The sequence below is a fragment of the Paenibacillus sp. Leaf72 genome (assembly GCF_001422685.1).
Classification (GTDB): Bacteria; Bacillota; Bacilli; order Paenibacillales; family Paenibacillaceae; genus Pristimantibacillus.
This window is the reverse complement of sequence record NZ_LMLV01000001.1, coordinates 1153521-1169078: the sequence shown is the minus strand read 5'-3', so window position 1 is coordinate 1169078 and position 15558 is coordinate 1153521. Positions and strand designations below refer to the sequence as shown.

Sequence of the window (15558 nt, the reverse complement as noted above, 5' to 3'; positions counted from 1 at the left end):
TATGCTTATCGATCTAAATAAACCTACTAAGATACATAAAGAAATGAAATTGGCTGGAGAATGTTTTATAGATCTTATTGAGTACTGCCATAAGTTAGCGATATACAACGGCGAGTTTAATGGAGATTCATTTCTAAAGGTGCGCAAATATAAAAAGTATAGAAATTGTTGTTTAATGCAGCATCAAGATGCAATGCAAAATCGTATTAAGGAACTGTTTGATGGTATTCCTAGTACTATAATGCCTTCAGTAATTTCTTTTCTCAAATCTGATCTAAATTATGCTAGAGGACATACAAATGGAGCATTCCAATTCTCAGGATATCTTGATGGTTTGAATTTCCCGGTTATGTTTACAAAAAAAGGTGAAGAACAAATTATCGATACCTTATCCAAGGTTTTTGGTAAATTATATAGGGATTTCTTTGATCATAAAGCAACTGGAGCTCAACACAATAACAGGGAGAGATTTAAAAATGAATATTTTATAATGAACTCTCAAAGAAAAAAAGTTTGTCCAGCTTGCCTAGGATTATTTTCATTCGGAGACTCACAGTTAGATCATTATTTCCCTAAAAGTTTATTTCCAGCACTTGTAATTCAGCCTTATAATCTTGTTCCAATTTGTTCGAAATGTAATTCTACGATAGGTAATAAAGCAACACAAGGAAAAGGCGATCGTGTTCCTGCTTGGCCTTCGAATACTTATGCAATAAATTCACCGGGATGTCTGACGAGCATTTATCTGCCTTATATACGTTCAGCAGAAAATAAAATTATATCTGAACTTTCTGGATATCCCGGGAATAGGAAAGTGAAAATAAAAGCTTTATCTTCGGTTAACCCTATTGAAAACGATCGTATTGAGCGGCATGTTGTAACATTTAATCTAGAAAAAGTCTGGACAGATAGAATTCCCCACCATTTTAATATCCTCATGGAAGCAGTTCGGAAGGAATTTGAAGCAAACTATATTAAAGATCAATCCTTGAGCAAGGAAGAAGTCAGACATTTTATATATGAGAAACTGGTAGCTCCTACTAATAAAGAATATGTATATAATACTGCTTACCAATTTGAGTACATTAACTATGTTTCAGCGATTGCAACTGTATCTGAAAGTTTTGATCCTTTTTATGAGGAATTAGAGAGGGAATTAAATGAGTCTAGAAAGAAAGCCAGAAAGAAAGAACTCAAAGATCGTTTGAATAAAGCCTGAATTTTTCTTAAATAAAATGATGTAATTAAAGGAATTTTTGAGTAGCGGACGATCTAGTCAGCTACTTTTTAATGTGATTATATGCATGATGTGATCTTTAGCCATGATAGATAATGAAAAGGGGGAGTTTTTATTGTATCTTCATAAAGTATGTATTAACAAGTAATTCATTACACCTACGTTAAGGTGAATTGGAAATTCCCAAAACAAATTAATAAAAGAAAATATAAATGGGAAAACAAAAAGGTTCCCTTTTGAATTGTAAGGTTTAGCTGAAGTTTTGAAAGAGAAAAGTAGCTCAATTCCCACTTATTTTCAAGTTCCTTTCCGATAATTACCCCGGGGTGAAGGGAATAGGGGAAAAAACCGCACTTAAATTACTGAGCGAATATGAGTCAATCGACGGCATACTAAGTAATTTAAACCTTTTACCGAAAAGTATTAAAGCGAAAATTGAGTCTGATTTAGAGATGCTGCATCTTTCAAGAACTCTTGCCACAATTAACATTGAGGTTCCGATTGAATGCTCCTTTGATGAGTGTTTATGGGAGGTCAATTTGGAATCAGCAACAATGTTATTTGAAAAATATAGGCTAACCTCTTTATTAAAAATGATTGGTTAAAGACTAATTAGCGAAGGCTATCGAGGACATCTCGATAGCCGTTTTATTTTTTATAAACCTCATTAACCATTCTCTAATTTCCTGAACTCAAAACAAATAATGATACCCATCGCTTCGGATAAAGCGTGAGTTACTTTACATTCTAAGGCCCATGCAAACGAGCATGGGCTTGTTTGATTTGTACACCCATCTATGCATGACTACACTTGCGAACAGCGCCATTTTCATAGAGGAATAGAGCTAATATTAAAAAATGGTAAAGGTTGAAAAAAGGTGAATCCACACAATTTAATAAATGTTAATCCGTAAAATATAGATAATATCTTGGAATCGATCGAAATTGTATAGTCGTTACATGGATTGCGAAGTTTGTTGATTATTGCTAGTGCTATCGACAATCGGGTTGATCTGAAGCTTCAAACGGAACATAAGAGAGATGACAGCTGTGGAGACAACAAACAAAATGCCAGAGCACAGGTACATGAAGGCTAATGGCAGGAACGTGCTAAGCCATCCGGAAACCATGGTCATGAGTACCATGGAGCCCATGAAGATCGGGCCAAATGCCCCGTTAACTCTTCCAACATAAGCTTCATCCGTCGTTTTCATGACAATGGAGTTAATTCCTACTTGTATGAAGGGGAGGACAAAACCGCGAATGAACTGCATCGCCAGAGATAAGGAGAGATAAGTTGAAAATCCGATGCCGATCACGGAAAAGGCGCTAAAGAGATTGCCGATGGCTAAAATTTTCTGAGAGGGTACAAGCTTCGAGATCCCTACAACCAATAAACCTCCAGCAACGGTTGCTACAACATTGGTACTGGCAAACCACTGATAATATTCTTTATCCAATTGCAGCTGATCAACGACGATGAAAATGCCGAGCGGCTGAATGATACCGACCGCGAGCCCGCCTAGGCCGAAGGCGATGCCAAGCAAACGGAGTACCGGATTTTGAAGAACATATGTAAAGCCGCCGCGCAATTCAAACCAGAAGGACTCCCTCTTGTTCCCGATTTTGCCCAGCTTGTCTGGTGGCAGCAAGGTTAAAGTGGCGGCTGACAAAACAAATGCGATGGCTACTAATGCAAGCGAAACGTTGATGCCGTATGCGCTATAAACGAAAGTACCAAATACCGGACCTATGACAACAAAGACGCTAGTCAACGTTTGGTACATCGCCATGCCTGTCTGAATATGCTCCTCCGGTACATGCTGCTTAAATAATTTCATCCCGGAGGGCTGTGAGAATTGCGATAGAACCGCGGATAGCAGCGTCGTGAAGAATATCGCTTTCCATGAGCCTAACAATAAGGCCGCCAAGATGGCCAGCAGCGATAGGGCACTGAGCAAATCGCAGTAAATCATCGTTTTTTTGGGTTTCCAACGATCCGCAAAGGTTCCGCCGATGACAGAGAAGATGAGAATCGGAGCAAATTCGGCGACATAGAGCATCGACACGGCAACGGTATCGTTGTTCGTCATTTCCATAACGAACAGTAGAATGGCAAAGTTCCGCATCCAGACGCCTATTTGCAGAAACAGACTGGATATCAGAATGACGCGTATAAACTTGTTACCGAAAAAATCGGACGCAGATAAAAACCGTTTTACTCTTTGCACCATGATTGATCGCTCCTAATAATCTTGATCTTTCCATCTTTGATTAAAAATACCACGAACCGCCCGCACCTACAACAGAACCTTAAAATGTGGATACATTATGCGATTTCAGCTATTAACGATTAATAGAAAGGAGGTGAATACAATTTGGAAGACCTGAGTCGTTTGGAGTGGATTATCTTGCAAATGCTCGTGACCTCAAACAGCCGTACAACGGATATGCTTGAGATTATAACGATGGGGCGGCTGCACCCCATTGTTGCGAGTCAATCTCATGTGTCCGGAGGGAAAATATTGCGCGAGTCGTTCCTGATTACGGAGAGGGAGCAACGTTATGTGTCGCAGAATATCGTTTTAATTGATCCGGCCTACGTTCCCCCTGTGCTGCTGGAGCGAATTATCAGTGAGAGGGAAGGAATCGGCCATGTGCTGAGAGCAAGCCATACTCGGGATATTAGAACCATGATTCAGAACGGCTGGAGGCTCACAGCCGAGGCCGTGGATTTATTTGATAAACCATATCGCCTTCAATTTCAAGAGCATCGCCGGGTTCCATTTAAGGAATATAAGATGACCTTTCCTCCTTTTCAGGATAGTGGGGTACATCTTATCGAATATTTTAATCCGGATATAATCCGAATGAACACCAAATCGACCCAGCCATTTATGGATGAGGAAGGGGACCACGATAGAATGAACAGACAACAAATGTTTGATGAAGTAATAAATATGATTACTAGACAGATGAATATACAGATGAATCCAGACGAGGTTGATGAGACGATGCCGCTTGGGGATGAGGGGCTCGCGCTTGATTCTATTCAAATTATCGAGCTTGCTGCAAGAATAGAGGCACAGCTCGGGTTGACGATAGCCGATAGCGAGCTCATTGAAATTAGCGGGTACACAGTCGGGCAACTGATCGGCACTTTGCATGAGCGAGCCAATGCGGTATGAACGAGCGTCCGCTAATAAGTAAGGATGGCATCAAAAGGCTGCTGCTAGAAAATCAACTGTTTGTCTCAAGACCGGATGAGCTCAACGATGATTCGCTTATTATGATGGATTCATTGTGCCTCATATGGTTTCTCGACATGCTGGAGCATCGCAATCATATCCATTTGCAGCTAGAAGACGAGGACTACGGGCGCTTCGACTCCATTCATGCCATTTACCGGCTTATCCAGGAGAAGGGAGTAATGATCAAGAGGCATACGAACACGATGTGAGAAAGGAGTACGCGATGTTCAATCGGGTAGTGATAACAGGGATCGGATTAATGATTCCAAGCGGCTTCGGAGAAGAGGCCGTTAAGAGAAGCGTGCTTACGGGAGAACATCGTTTCAGGCCGGTTACACGCTTCGACAGCACGCCTTTCCGGACTGCTTTCGCAGCGGAATCCGATTTCAAGGGAAGCTTGCTCGGACTGGGGGTACGCTTGGCCGAGGAGGCCGTTGCTTCCTCCGGCCTACACGATTTATCGGATTCGTCCATCGTACTCGGCCTGCAAGGCGATTACAATGCGCTTCAACAGTACTGGAGGTTGAAGTCCTCAGGGCAACATTCAGCTATACCGCTATCGGAATTTCTGCCATCCTACCATTTGAAGGTATTGGCTGACCTTTATCGGCTTAAGGGCAGCGGCAAAACAATAAGTTTAAACAATGCCTGTATTGCTTCCAGCAACGCGATTGGCGTCGCTTATGAGCTTATCCGGAGGGGGCAATCGGATACTGCGCTTTGCGGCGGATATTCCCTGGTGACCGAGGAGATGTTTGCGAAGTTCAATTCGGGCCGCACCTTTGCTGCTGACGGCCGAGTAAGGGCATTTTCGGCCAATCGATCAGGCATGCTGCTGGGAGACGGAGGCGCTATGCTCCTGCTCGAAAGCCTGGAGCATGCCGAGAAGCGCGGCGCTACGATTCTGGCCGAAATGCTTGGCTGGGGGCTGTCCTGCGACGCCTTCCATGTGTGCCAGCCTCATCCGGATGGAGCTGGTATGGCGCTCGCCATTGAGCGGGCATTGGCCGCTGCTTCTATTCAGAAGGAAGAAATAGATTATATTCATGCCCATGGGACAGGCACTCCTCTTAATGACCGTGCAGAAACAGCGGCGATTAAGCAGGCGTTTGGCACGAGGGCTTATGATACACCGATCTCATCGACGAAGACGATGACGGGACATATTCTGGAAGGTACGGGAGCGGTTGAGACGGCTCTCTCCATCATGGCTATGAAGCACGACACGATTCCGCCCACGATGGGTTATGAAGAGAAGGATCCCCATTGCGACTTGGACTATGTACCGAATTACCCAAGGAAGAAGCAGCTGAACAAGGTCATCAATTTAAATGCCTCCTTCGGAGGCAACAATACAGCTATTGTTCTGCAAAAATCGATTGAGAGGGGGTAATTTATGCTGAAGTTGACAGCGACTGCATGCATCGGTCCATGGGGGCATTCCATCGAAGGTCTGGCCGATTATGCGGATATGCTTAAAGCAGAGGAAGAACAGGCCCGATCCATTGCGATAGAACCCGTCCCCGGTTTTATCGAATCCGCCTTCAATCCCATGGTGTATCAGATTTTGAAAAACCATGTGGAGTCGGGGACGATTCGCTCTCATCAGAAGCTGGCTATCTTGCTTGGCAGTGCATTTGGCGATACGGCCACTGCAGATCGGGCAAGCCAGAATTTGCTTCAAGGCAAAGTCCATAATCCTTTATTGTTTTATCAATCCGTTCCTAATTCCATTCTTGGCTACGCTTCTAAACAATTTGGCTTTACCGGTATGATATCAGCGGTCTCCCACTTCGGGAACGGACTTGTTTCCTTGCTCGATCTAGCAGAAATCTATATGGATCAACCTGATGTTGAGCAGGTACTCGTCATTGGTGTTGAACTGCAAAGCAGCCGTTCCGACGAACTGCTTGCGGAGCTTGTTGATTCAGAGGCGGCCATGCGATCATGCGATCATGCGATCTCGCTCTTACTGGAATGCGCCAAGGGAGATGATTTCTCAGATTCTGGCGAGGAGCTTCTTATTTATATTGAAGCAGTCGAAAGCTTGACTGAGCCCTTGAGCACCGAGCCACCTGTACGACCGTTTGCAGGCAATCAAGGGCTAGCGGATCTGGTCATTGCAGTCGATCGGTTAAAAAATAGGGAAGTAGCCGCCCCGGTTATTATCTACGATTATGAATTCGGAGGAGGCTGCCATGCTATTAAACTCAATCGATAAGCAAGCATTTTATCAGGCGTTGATTTCAAACTCAGCAGAGCCCTCTAAATTGGCGATGAAATTCTCTTCTTCCGTAACGTACGGGCAGCTTTTCGAGGAAATCGAAAGTGGGCGGCAGCAGCTAGCGGAAGCAGGCGTCAAGGAAGGGGATCTCGTTGCGCTGCAAATCAAAAGCTCCCTGACTTTTGTTTATTTGTTGTTTGCCCTATGGAAACAAGGGGCTCAGGCGATGCTGCTGGACAGCCGATTGAAACGGACGGAAACCGAGGCGTTGCTGCAGGAATATAGTCCACACTATTATATTTGCTCAACCGATCAGAGTCATCCGCTAGCAAGCTTTGCCGAAAAAGTTTCCTTCGAAATCGTGAAGCTCCAGCAAAGCAAAGGCTGCGAGCATGAATGCGTGCTTCATTTGTTCACATCGGGCTCTACGGGCAAGCCGAAAGCAATCGGTAGAACGGCAGAAGCGATCCTTGGCGATCTGCACAAATTGACAGCTGTACCTTTATTATCACGCGATGATCGTGTTCTGGCCTTGTCTCCGCTTACGCATACATTCGGTTTGCTTAATGGACTACTGCTCACCTTATTCACGGGAGCTTGCTTATATTTTCCACGAAATCACCAGAGCCTATCTATCCTTCAGACACTCCGGGAGGAAAGGATTACGGTGATGTATGGCGTTCCGTTCCACTATCAATTATTAGGACAAGCGCCTGGGCCTGGGCCGCTCCCTGAGCTTAAGCATGCCATTTCTGCAGGGGAGGCTCTTTCTCTAGAGGTTTATCAAGCTTTTTACGAGAGATATGGCGTCACGATCGGTCAGCAGTACGGGACAAGCGAGACCGGAGTTCTGACCATGGACTGGGACGGCAAATATCCGGAGAGCGTCGGTCGTCCGCTACCGGGAGTAAGCTTGCGAATTGAGAACGATGAGGTGCTGGCAGAATTGCTGGAATCGCCTTATCTGCCTCGCACCGTGAACGAAAGATGGAGCAAGGGATGGTTCAACACATCGGATACCGGTTCCATTAACGAGGAGCAGATTTTATATTTAGCCGGGCGTTCAGACAGTATCAAGATTATCGGCGGACTTAAAGTGAATCTCCAGGAGATCGAGCTTAAGCTGAGGAACCACCCCAAAATCCGTGATGTGCTTGTCTGTTTATCAGAGGACAACAAGATTATTGAAGCTCATGTCGAGCGGCAAGAATCATTGCTGGAGTCCAGCTTGCTGGAATGGTGCCGAGAACACATGGCCGACTATAAAGTACCTAGAAGGTTTTATTGGACAAGCAAGCTTCCAAGAACATCGACGGGCAAGTTGATTCGGATGAATCCCCATTTACTGAATCGTGAGGAGGAACGGTTGCAGAAGCAGCTGTACCAGGAACCTCAAAAGGTGTCCCTGCTGCTGGAGCTCGGATCCGTATACGAAAAACAAGGCCGGCTGCTGGAAGCCAATGATCTCTATAGGAGAGCGAAACGTTGTTCAGTCTCTAGTGAATATATGTTAAAGATTGAGAAAGAGCTTGCGCGCATTCACAACCTTATGGAGCACGCTGCATTCACGAAGAAAGACTATGCGGCTTCATTAAATAAAGTGGTAAGTGTTTATTGCTACGGGAGAAGCGGCACGCATTTGATGAAAAGTCTGCTGGACGGCCATCCGAATATTATATTAACCATGTTGAACGGTATGGAAATTTTCAAGCTGTGGCAATCAACGATCAAACCGCGTGAAGGGCGCATGGACAACCAGGAAATCGTTGATGCCATATTCAAAACGTTCCCTGGCGAGTTCAACGAAGGCTGCATATTCGAAGAACCGAAGCAGAACGGGATGTGCGCCTTAGGTGAAGATAGAGATCAGATTTTCGCGATTGACCGAGCCCAATTTAAGACGGCATTTCTGGAAATTACGGAGACGGCTGATCTGATGGACATGACTTTTTTCTATCAAGCCGTACAGCTTGCGGCATCCTACGCGTTGGGAAGAACCTATGACTTCAACTCAGAGCTTCCAGTCATTATTGAAGGGGGCATTCACTTCGGAACGAGCGTTGCGGAGACTGAGCAGTTCATTGAGCTTTTTCCCTACGCTAAATTATTTCATATGATTCGAAATCCTGTTATTGCGTTTGCTTCCGCATTGAACTACCAATTGCATGCAGGCAAAGCGAGTGTCTATAACTTATGCTTTCAACTGCAAGCTCTATTCCATGGTGTCCCTGTAACGGCACGCTGGACAGACCGGACGTATTTGGTGAAATTAGAGGATTTGCATGTAAAGCCGGAGGCTACTCTTAAGCTGATATGCAAGCATCTGGGCATCGATTGGGATGAAAGTTTGCTTCACAGCACGTTTGGCGGCATGAAATGGTGGAATTCATTAACTTCCGAGGTTGTATCCGGATTTAATACACGTACCATCTCGAAATCTTATGATGAGTTATTGTCTTCTTTCGACAAATTCAGGCTCGAGAGCATGCTTCGAATTAAATACCGGGCATGGGGATATCCCGGACACGACTATTACAACTACGATAACCTGATGGAGCTCTTGGCATTCCCGTTTAAGTTTGAGAAGCAATATGGAGAGTTCGTAGAGAACCCTGCCATTATTCGTACGATGGTCCATCGTCTATGCATGAAATTACTCGCAGAAGAGCATGAGCTTGGCGACACCGACAGATTGGAATATCAAGTCCAATTATTGTCTGAGCGTCAAGCGGACAGTGCAGTGCGATAAGGGAGCTGGGTGAGAGTGGGTTGATCCTATTCGGTACAAAATCAGAAACGTTGGAGAGGCTTGAGAGACTAGTCAAGTGTGCAATCGTTCTACCCCAGCTTCAATTTACCGCATATGAGTGGCGTTATCGCCAATCGGAAATTTTAGACAGCCTTAAGCAGCTTTCATGGTCGGGGGCGCCACTCATTGTACGAAGCAGCGCGGCTTGGGAGGATGGGATTGCCGCTTCCTATGCAGGGCGTTATGATTCCGTTCTTGACGTGAATGGAGAGAGCGAAGCCATACAGGCAGTTAACAGGGTGCTTGCATCCTATCAAGACGAGGATCCGGTCCATCATGTATTCATACAACCGATGCTTCCATATGTTGCGATCAGCGGCGTCGCCTTTGGCGTCAATCCTAATAATGGCGGCAATTATATCGTCATCAACTACGATGATGTCAGCGGCGCAACCGATGCTGTCACCTCAGGCACAACCAATCATCTCAAAACCTATCATTATTTCAAGGGCTCGCCACTGCCTGCAGTGAGGCCACTGAATCAAATTGTTGACTTAATGGATGAACTGGAGCACATATTCGAGACACCTAGGCTGGATATTGAGTTTGCAGTGGACAAGGCGGGCAAGCTTTATCTTTTTCAGGTTCGACCCTTGTTATTAACCTGCGATTTAGCAAGCCTTGACCATCAATCTGCGATACTAAAACGGATCTATGACAAAGTAGGACAAGGTCAAGCGAGGCAGCCTTACCTTTATGGACACAAAACGGTCTATGGTGTCATGCCAGACTGGAATCCAGCTGAAATAATCGGCATTCGGCCCCGGCCGCTCGCGCTATCGCTGTATAAAGAATTAGTGACGGACAGCATATGGGCCTATCAGAGGAGTCGATACGGATACAAGAATGTCAGGAGCTTTCCTCTGCTCATCGATCTGGGAGGGTTTCCATATATCGATGTAAGAGTCAGCTTCAACTCCTTTTTGCCAAAGGAGCTGGATGCCGAATTAAGCGAGAAGCTGCTGAATTATTATATGCAAAGCTTAATCGATAACCCCCAGAATCATGACAAGGTCGAGTTTGAGATCATATTTTCTTGTTTCACCTTCGATCTGGATACCAGATTGGAGATACTCTATGAGCATGGATTCACAAAGCCGGAATTGAAGCAGCTTAGTCTTTGTCTGAAGGATCTCACGAATCATATCGTATGTACGGAAAATGGTTTGTTACAAAATGATCTGAGTAAAATCAATGAGCTGGAAGCAAGGTGTTCGGAATTGCTGGACAGCTCAATCGACAAGGTGTCGAAAATTTATTGGCTGCTGGAGGATTGCAAGCGTTATGGTACGCTGCCATTCGCCGGGCTGGCAAGAGGAGGATTCGTAGCGGTACAAATGCTTCGATCCCTCGTCTCCATTGGTATTCTATCGGAAAGCGACTACCATCATTATATGAGCAGTCTGGAGACGGTCAGTACACAAATCAGTATGGATTACGCTCAGCTAGACATGGAGGAATTTCTAGCGAAATATGGACATTTACGACCTGGAACCTATGAAATCTGTTCGCTTCGGTATGATGAAGCACCGGATCAGTATTTTGAATTTTCTTCGTCGCGCGAGCTTAACCGTGTGATAGAGAAGCCTTCCTTCTTTCTTTCGCTTGCTCAATATAAACGGATTCAAGCTTTGCTGACAGAGCACGGTCTATTAGACGGCAATGTGCTTGGACTATTCGACTTTTTTAAGACCGCGATTGAGGGAAGGGAATATTCCAAGTTTGTATTTACAAAAAGCTTGAGCGAGGCGATTCGGCTATTCGGCCAATTGGCGGAGGAATACGGTATTTCGAAGGAGGAGGCTTCCTTTGCCAATATTGAGGTGATCAAACGGGCTTACGAGTCAGATTGCGATATACAGGGCTTGCTGCTGGATAGTGTTAAGGCTGGCAGACAAAGATATGAGGCGACCTTGCAGCTGGAGCTGCCGCCATTGATCACCGAGCCCTCTAATGTATGGTTTTTCAGTCAACCGGAGCTTGAGCCGAATTTTATTACCATGAATCAGGTAACCAGCAAGATTGCATTCTCGCATGAAGATCATGAAAGCTTGCGGGGAAGCATTTTATTCCTTCCGAGTGCCGATCCCGGTTATGACTGGATTTTTTCCAAAGGAATCGCTGGCCTTGTAACGATGTACGGAGGCGTCAATTCACATATGGCTATTCGTGCTGGCGAGCTGTCGATTCCCGCGGTAATTGGAGTAGGAGAAAATTTGTATAACCACTACGGCAATGCCAAGGTGCTTGCCATCGATTGCGCGGGAAAAAACATGAGGATCATCCAATGATTATGATTGGCATTACGATGCGTGTCGAAGAGGTAGCAAGCCATGGTGAGCGAAGAGACGCTATTGACCAAAGCTGGATCAACCTTTTAGCCACCTGCGGCTATACGCCGATTTTGCTGCCGAATCATTTGCCAACCGTTCAGGAAATGCTGCGTAGTCTGCCGATCAGAGGCATGATTATGACGGGAGGCAACGATCTTCTAAAGTATGGCGGGAGGTCACCGGAGAGGGATGAGGTAGAGCGATTTCTCATTCAATATGCATGTGACAGCGGCAAACCGCTGCTGGGCGTATGTAGAGGCATGCAAATGCTTCAGGATTTCTGGGGCATTGAACTTGCGAGAATCGAAGGCCATGTTGCGGTGCATCATGCTGTGCACACGAACGAAGGCAGCTGGAGCAAGAACAGCTATCACCGCTACGGAGCCCGGAAGTCTGTGGAGAAGCTCGTTGTAACCGCAAGGGCTGCCGACGGGACCATTGAGGCGGTAATGCACAAGCAAGCCAGCATCAAAGGGATTATGTGGCATCCAGAACGGGAAATGCCGTTCGAGCCAAGCGATATGAGCATGATAAAACAATTATTTGGAGGAGAGAATGAGAATGAGTATGATGATGCACGGTGATTTTACTTTGCTGGCCAAACAATATGTCAACCGACCAGGTTATTCGGAAGATATTCTCCATTCGCTGATGTCGCATACGGGAGCAGCTAACGAGGGCTTTGTGGCAGCAGATGTAGGTGCGGGAACGGGGAAGCTAACCGAAATACTGGCTAAGCTAGGGATGAGGGGTGTAGCTGTCGAGCCTAACGATGCGATGCGGGAAGAAGGTATTCGTCTGGATACTTGCAATAAGCAGTTTGCTTGGCAAAAAGGTTTTGCGGAGGAAACGGGCCTAGCGAATGATTCGGTAAACTGGGTGTTTATGGCCTCTTCCTTTCATTGGACTGATCAAAAGCAAGCGTTAAGCGAGTTTCATCGTATCTTGAAAGAAGGCGGACATTTTACAGCTTTATGGAATCCGCGGGATGTTGAGCGAAATGAACTGCAACAGCAGATTGAAAGCATAATAAAACACTATGTCCCTGATTTAAAGCGTGTTTCATCAGGCTCGCAGAGCCACATGAGCGGCGTCGAGGAGGTGCTGTTATCTACGGGGCAGTTCGATCGCTTAATATTTATGGAGGCTCCACATACCGTTGTTATGACAAAAGAACGTTATTTGAACGCTTGGCGTTCGGTAAATGATATTCAGGTGCAAGCGGGGCAGATTCTGTTCGAGAAAATTATGGATGAGATCAGCCTATGCTTAAGCCATATGGATGAAATTGAGGTGCCTTACAAGACAAGAGCTTGGACAGTCCAAGCGATATAGAAAGCGGGATGCATGAGATGAAAGCTATTCTATTGGCGGCAGGACGTGGAAGCAGATTAGGCTCCCATACCCTGCATGAGCCGAAATGCCGCACCATGCTGCTAGGCAAACGATTAATTGATCGACAGCTTGAAGCGTTCCACGAGGCTTCCATCCGCGATATCGCGATCGTCCGCGGATATATGGCGGGTAGGATACAAGTGGCTGGAGCAACATACTTCGAGAATAGGGATTGGGAACGAACGAATATGCTTGCCAGTCTGTGCTGTGCTTCCGATTGGCTGGAGCGCGAGCCTTGCATCGTTAGCTATACCGATATCGTCTATACGTCTGAGGTTATTGAGCTTATGCTGGGCGCAGATGAAGATGACGATATTGTCATTCCTTACAATATCAACTGGCTTCCCTTATGGGAAGCCCGATTCCCTAATCCGTTAAGCGATGCCGAAACGTTCAGACTGGGGAGCGACAGCCGAGTGATTGAAATCGGCGGTAAGCCAGCAACTCTTCAGGAGGTGGAAGGGCAATTCATGGGGCTGCTCCGTATTTCGCCAAAGGGGTGGCGGTTGATTCAGCAATTTCTCTCCACACAGGATCAAAGCCTAGTGGAGCGCATGGATTTGACAGCTTTGCTAGCCGGATTAATCGAACAGGGGATTGCCATTAAGGCAATTCCTTATCGCGGACTATGGTTAGAGGTTGATCACGAATCAGACCTGCTGCTCTATGAGAACGAGTATGGAGACAGGCTATAAACCGGAAGGAGGGATTTACGGTGTTCAAACTGGATTTTGTACCCTATAACAAGAACCGAATTGATTGTTACTGGAATAATGTGATCGCCATTTTAATGACGAGGGATTCGGCATTCGAACGCCTGGTCCCTCTCATTACATCGCAATACGAAATAGAGATTCCGAGGCGTGAATTAATAACTGACGCAGCTTACAAGGAAAAACAAGAGAATGGGGAACTTGTCCCGTATATGACAAGGAATTTGCCAGACGAACTATACGATGAATATTTTCAGAAAGTAGAATTGTCACTCTATACAGATACCAATGTAGTCGAGCTCGTCAAAGGTTATTTGAATGAGGGCATGTATTGTATTCTGCGATTGAATCGTTTCCATTTTCCCTTCTGCCTGGAATGCCGTAAAACGAATTTGATTCATCCCGTATTGATCTATGGGTATAGCGACGAGCTATCCACTTTCTATTTGGTGGAAGACTGCATTCCACCAGGAAATATCATTAAGCATGAATTAAGCTACCAGGATTTTCAGCTTTCCTACGACTCGATTCCCGCAGATCAGTTGTTTGGATTGAGGCTGCGCGTTATTAAGGAGCAGCTGGATCCGCAGTTTCCTTACAGAATCATCCAGTCGAACATCGAAAAACAGCTTTACGGCGAAACTATCGTAACGGAGGAAAAGACGATAAAGAGAGGTCTAGGTGTATTGGAATACCTTCGCGATCAGTTTTGTGAGATTACTCTCTCTGCCAATGCCCTAAACTCCAGTGTGACTCACCGACTGACATACTCGTTATTTTATCAGGAACGCAATCTAATGCTGATTGACTATTTGCAAAAGCAAGGCATATTCGATCGTAATGACTATGATGAATTGCATAAGGGTTTCACTGATCTGTACAACAATTGGACGTTAATCCGAACCAAGGTCGTTCAATATTATGTCAAGCCGGATCGGCCAGATGCGCAAGCCTATGCATTGACTATGCGGCCTTATTTGGATGCTTGCATGAAAGAAAGCGAGCTTCTCATGCAGCTGCTAGATTGCTTGAATAGAGCCGAGGAGGGGACAAGTTGAACGAATCGGGCCGCGTATATTGGATTACGGGACTTGCGGGCTCAGGGAAAACCACAATAGGTAAACAAGTATATACCCGGTTGAAGGCACAAAGCGATGCGGTTGTTTTTCTTGACGGCGATATGCTAAGAGAGGCTTTCGGCCATGATCTTGGCTACTCTATCGCTGACCGACACGCAAGTGCCATGCGTAATGCAAGGATGTGCAGGATGCTGGCTATGCAAGGATTGGATGTGGTATGCGCGACGATCTCTATGTTCCATTCCTGCCGGGCCTGGAATAAGGCGAATATTTCGCATTACTATGAAATCTACTTGCGCGTTTCCAAAGAGACGCTAATTTCTCGAAATCAGAAGGAGCTGTATACCGGGGCTTTGAACGGACAGGTACAGGAGGTTGTTGGTATGGATATGGATTTTGAAGAACCATTGCAACCTGATTTAATTGTCGTTAATGAGGCATCTGCTTCTTTAGAAGCGATTGTTACACAAATCTTGAAGCTGCCTGAATAATCGGGAATTGGCGGAGAGACGGAGGA

14 protein-coding genes are annotated in these 15558 nt (G+C 45.6%); 13 read left to right on the top strand and 1 reads right to left on the bottom strand.

The genetic code is table 11. The features are described 5' to 3' along the window. Window position 1: 1 nt before the first annotated feature. Both ASF12_RS05140 and ASF12_RS33465 read left to right on the top strand, forming a co-directional pair. Window positions 2–1219: an HNH endonuclease gene (locus tag ASF12_RS05140; protein ID WP_056030422.1), complete on the top strand. Its 1218-nt coding sequence runs from the start codon at window positions 2–4 to the stop codon at window positions 1217–1219. A gap of 311 nt (window positions 1220–1530) precedes the next feature. Further along, window positions 1531–1842, top strand: a complete 312-nt coding sequence (locus ASF12_RS33465; RefSeq protein ID WP_081418617.1) for a 5'-3' exonuclease H3TH domain-containing protein — start codon at window positions 1531–1533, stop codon at window positions 1840–1842. A 351-nt stretch (window positions 1843–2193) separates the two neighbouring features. On the opposite strand, the gene ASF12_RS05135 is transcribed toward ASF12_RS33465, so the two are convergent. Further along, window positions 2194–3471 carry an MFS transporter gene (locus tag ASF12_RS05135; RefSeq protein ID WP_056030420.1) on the bottom strand — a complete coding sequence of 426 codons (1278 nt, stop codon included), beginning with the start codon at window positions 3469–3471 and terminating at the stop codon, window positions 2194–2196. A gap of 144 nt (window positions 3472–3615) precedes the next feature. Between ASF12_RS05135 and ASF12_RS05130 the strand changes: the two genes are divergently transcribed. The 11 genes from ASF12_RS05130 to ASF12_RS05080 are packed head-to-tail and all read left to right on the top strand — an operon-like array spanning window position 3616 to window position 15532. Continuing rightward, window positions 3616–4425 (top strand): acyl carrier protein, encoded by an 810-nt coding sequence (locus tag ASF12_RS05130; protein WP_056030417.1) that lies wholly within the window; start codon window positions 3616–3618, stop codon window positions 4423–4425. Continuing rightward, window positions 4422–4697: a hypothetical protein gene (locus tag ASF12_RS35015; RefSeq protein WP_056030414.1), complete on the top strand. Its 276-nt coding sequence runs from the start codon at window positions 4422–4424 to the stop codon at window positions 4695–4697. The genes ASF12_RS05130 and ASF12_RS35015 overlap by 4 nt, the downstream gene beginning before the upstream one ends. A 14-nt stretch (window positions 4698–4711) precedes the next feature. Next, complete coding sequence (locus tag ASF12_RS05120; RefSeq protein WP_056030411.1) at window positions 4712–5881, top strand: beta-ketoacyl-[acyl-carrier-protein] synthase family protein; 1170 nt, start codon at window positions 4712–4714, stop codon at window positions 5879–5881. Window positions 5882–5884: 3 nt separating this feature from the next. Beyond that, a complete protein-coding gene (locus ASF12_RS05115) occupies window positions 5885–6709 on the top strand; it encodes a hypothetical protein (RefSeq protein WP_056030408.1) in 825 nt (274 codons plus the stop codon). Further along, window positions 6687–9461 (top strand): AMP-binding protein, encoded by a 2775-nt coding sequence (locus tag ASF12_RS05110; RefSeq protein WP_056030404.1) that lies wholly within the window; start codon window positions 6687–6689, stop codon window positions 9459–9461. The genes ASF12_RS05115 and ASF12_RS05110 overlap by 23 nt, the downstream gene beginning before the upstream one ends. Window positions 9462–9481: 20 nt before the next feature. Beyond that, window positions 9482–11812: a PEP/pyruvate-binding domain-containing protein gene (locus ASF12_RS05105; protein ID WP_056030401.1), complete on the top strand. Its 2331-nt coding sequence runs from the start codon at window positions 9482–9484 to the stop codon at window positions 11810–11812. Beyond that, complete coding sequence (locus tag ASF12_RS05100) at window positions 11809–12438, top strand: gamma-glutamyl-gamma-aminobutyrate hydrolase family protein (protein WP_056030398.1); 630 nt, start codon at window positions 11809–11811, stop codon at window positions 12436–12438. Before ASF12_RS05105 ends, ASF12_RS05100 begins: the two co-directional genes overlap by 4 nt. Then, window positions 12416–13189: a class I SAM-dependent methyltransferase gene (locus tag ASF12_RS05095; RefSeq protein ID WP_056030394.1), complete on the top strand. Its 774-nt coding sequence runs from the start codon at window positions 12416–12418 to the stop codon at window positions 13187–13189. The genes ASF12_RS05100 and ASF12_RS05095 overlap by 23 nt, the downstream gene beginning before the upstream one ends. A gap of 17 nt (window positions 13190–13206) precedes the next feature. Continuing rightward, window positions 13207–13944: a phosphocholine cytidylyltransferase family protein gene (locus ASF12_RS05090; RefSeq protein WP_056030393.1), complete on the top strand. Its 738-nt coding sequence runs from the start codon at window positions 13207–13209 to the stop codon at window positions 13942–13944. Window positions 13945–13964: 20 nt separating this feature from the next. After that, window positions 13965–15020: a hypothetical protein gene (locus ASF12_RS05085; RefSeq protein WP_056030390.1), complete on the top strand. Its 1056-nt coding sequence runs from the start codon at window positions 13965–13967 to the stop codon at window positions 15018–15020. Beyond that, window positions 15017–15532 carry an adenylyl-sulfate kinase gene (locus ASF12_RS05080; protein ID WP_056030387.1) on the top strand — a complete coding sequence of 172 codons (516 nt, stop codon included), beginning with the start codon at window positions 15017–15019 and terminating at the stop codon, window positions 15530–15532. Before ASF12_RS05085 ends, ASF12_RS05080 begins: the two co-directional genes overlap by 4 nt. Window positions 15533–15558 lie beyond the last annotated feature (26 nt).

Excerpts from the sequence above, each read along its gene's own strand:
- ASF12_RS05095 (WP_056030394.1), top strand. The coding sequence starts at position 12,416 with ATGAGTATGATGATGCACGGTGATTTTACTTTGCTGGCCAAACAATAT.
- ASF12_RS05115 (WP_056030408.1), top strand. The coding sequence starts at position 5,885 with ATGCTGAAGTTGACAGCGACTGCATGCATCGGTCCATGGGGGCATTCC.
- ASF12_RS05110 (WP_056030404.1), top strand. The coding sequence starts at position 6,687 with ATGCTATTAAACTCAATCGATAAGCAAGCATTTTATCAGGCGTTGATT.
- ASF12_RS05090 (WP_056030393.1), top strand. The coding sequence starts at position 13,207 with ATGAAAGCTATTCTATTGGCGGCAGGACGTGGAAGCAGATTAGGCTCC.
- ASF12_RS35015 (WP_056030414.1), top strand. The coding sequence starts at position 4,422 with ATGAACGAGCGTCCGCTAATAAGTAAGGATGGCATCAAAAGGCTGCTG.
- ASF12_RS05140 (WP_056030422.1), top strand. The coding sequence starts at position 2 with ATGCTTATCGATCTAAATAAACCTACTAAGATACATAAAGAAATGAAA.
- ASF12_RS05100 (WP_056030398.1), top strand. The coding sequence starts at position 11,809 with ATGATTATGATTGGCATTACGATGCGTGTCGAAGAGGTAGCAAGCCAT.
- ASF12_RS05120 (WP_056030411.1), top strand. The coding sequence starts at position 4,712 with ATGTTCAATCGGGTAGTGATAACAGGGATCGGATTAATGATTCCAAGC.
- ASF12_RS05135 (WP_056030420.1), bottom strand. The coding sequence starts at position 3,471 with ATGGTGCAAAGAGTAAAACGGTTTTTATCTGCGTCCGATTTTTTCGGT.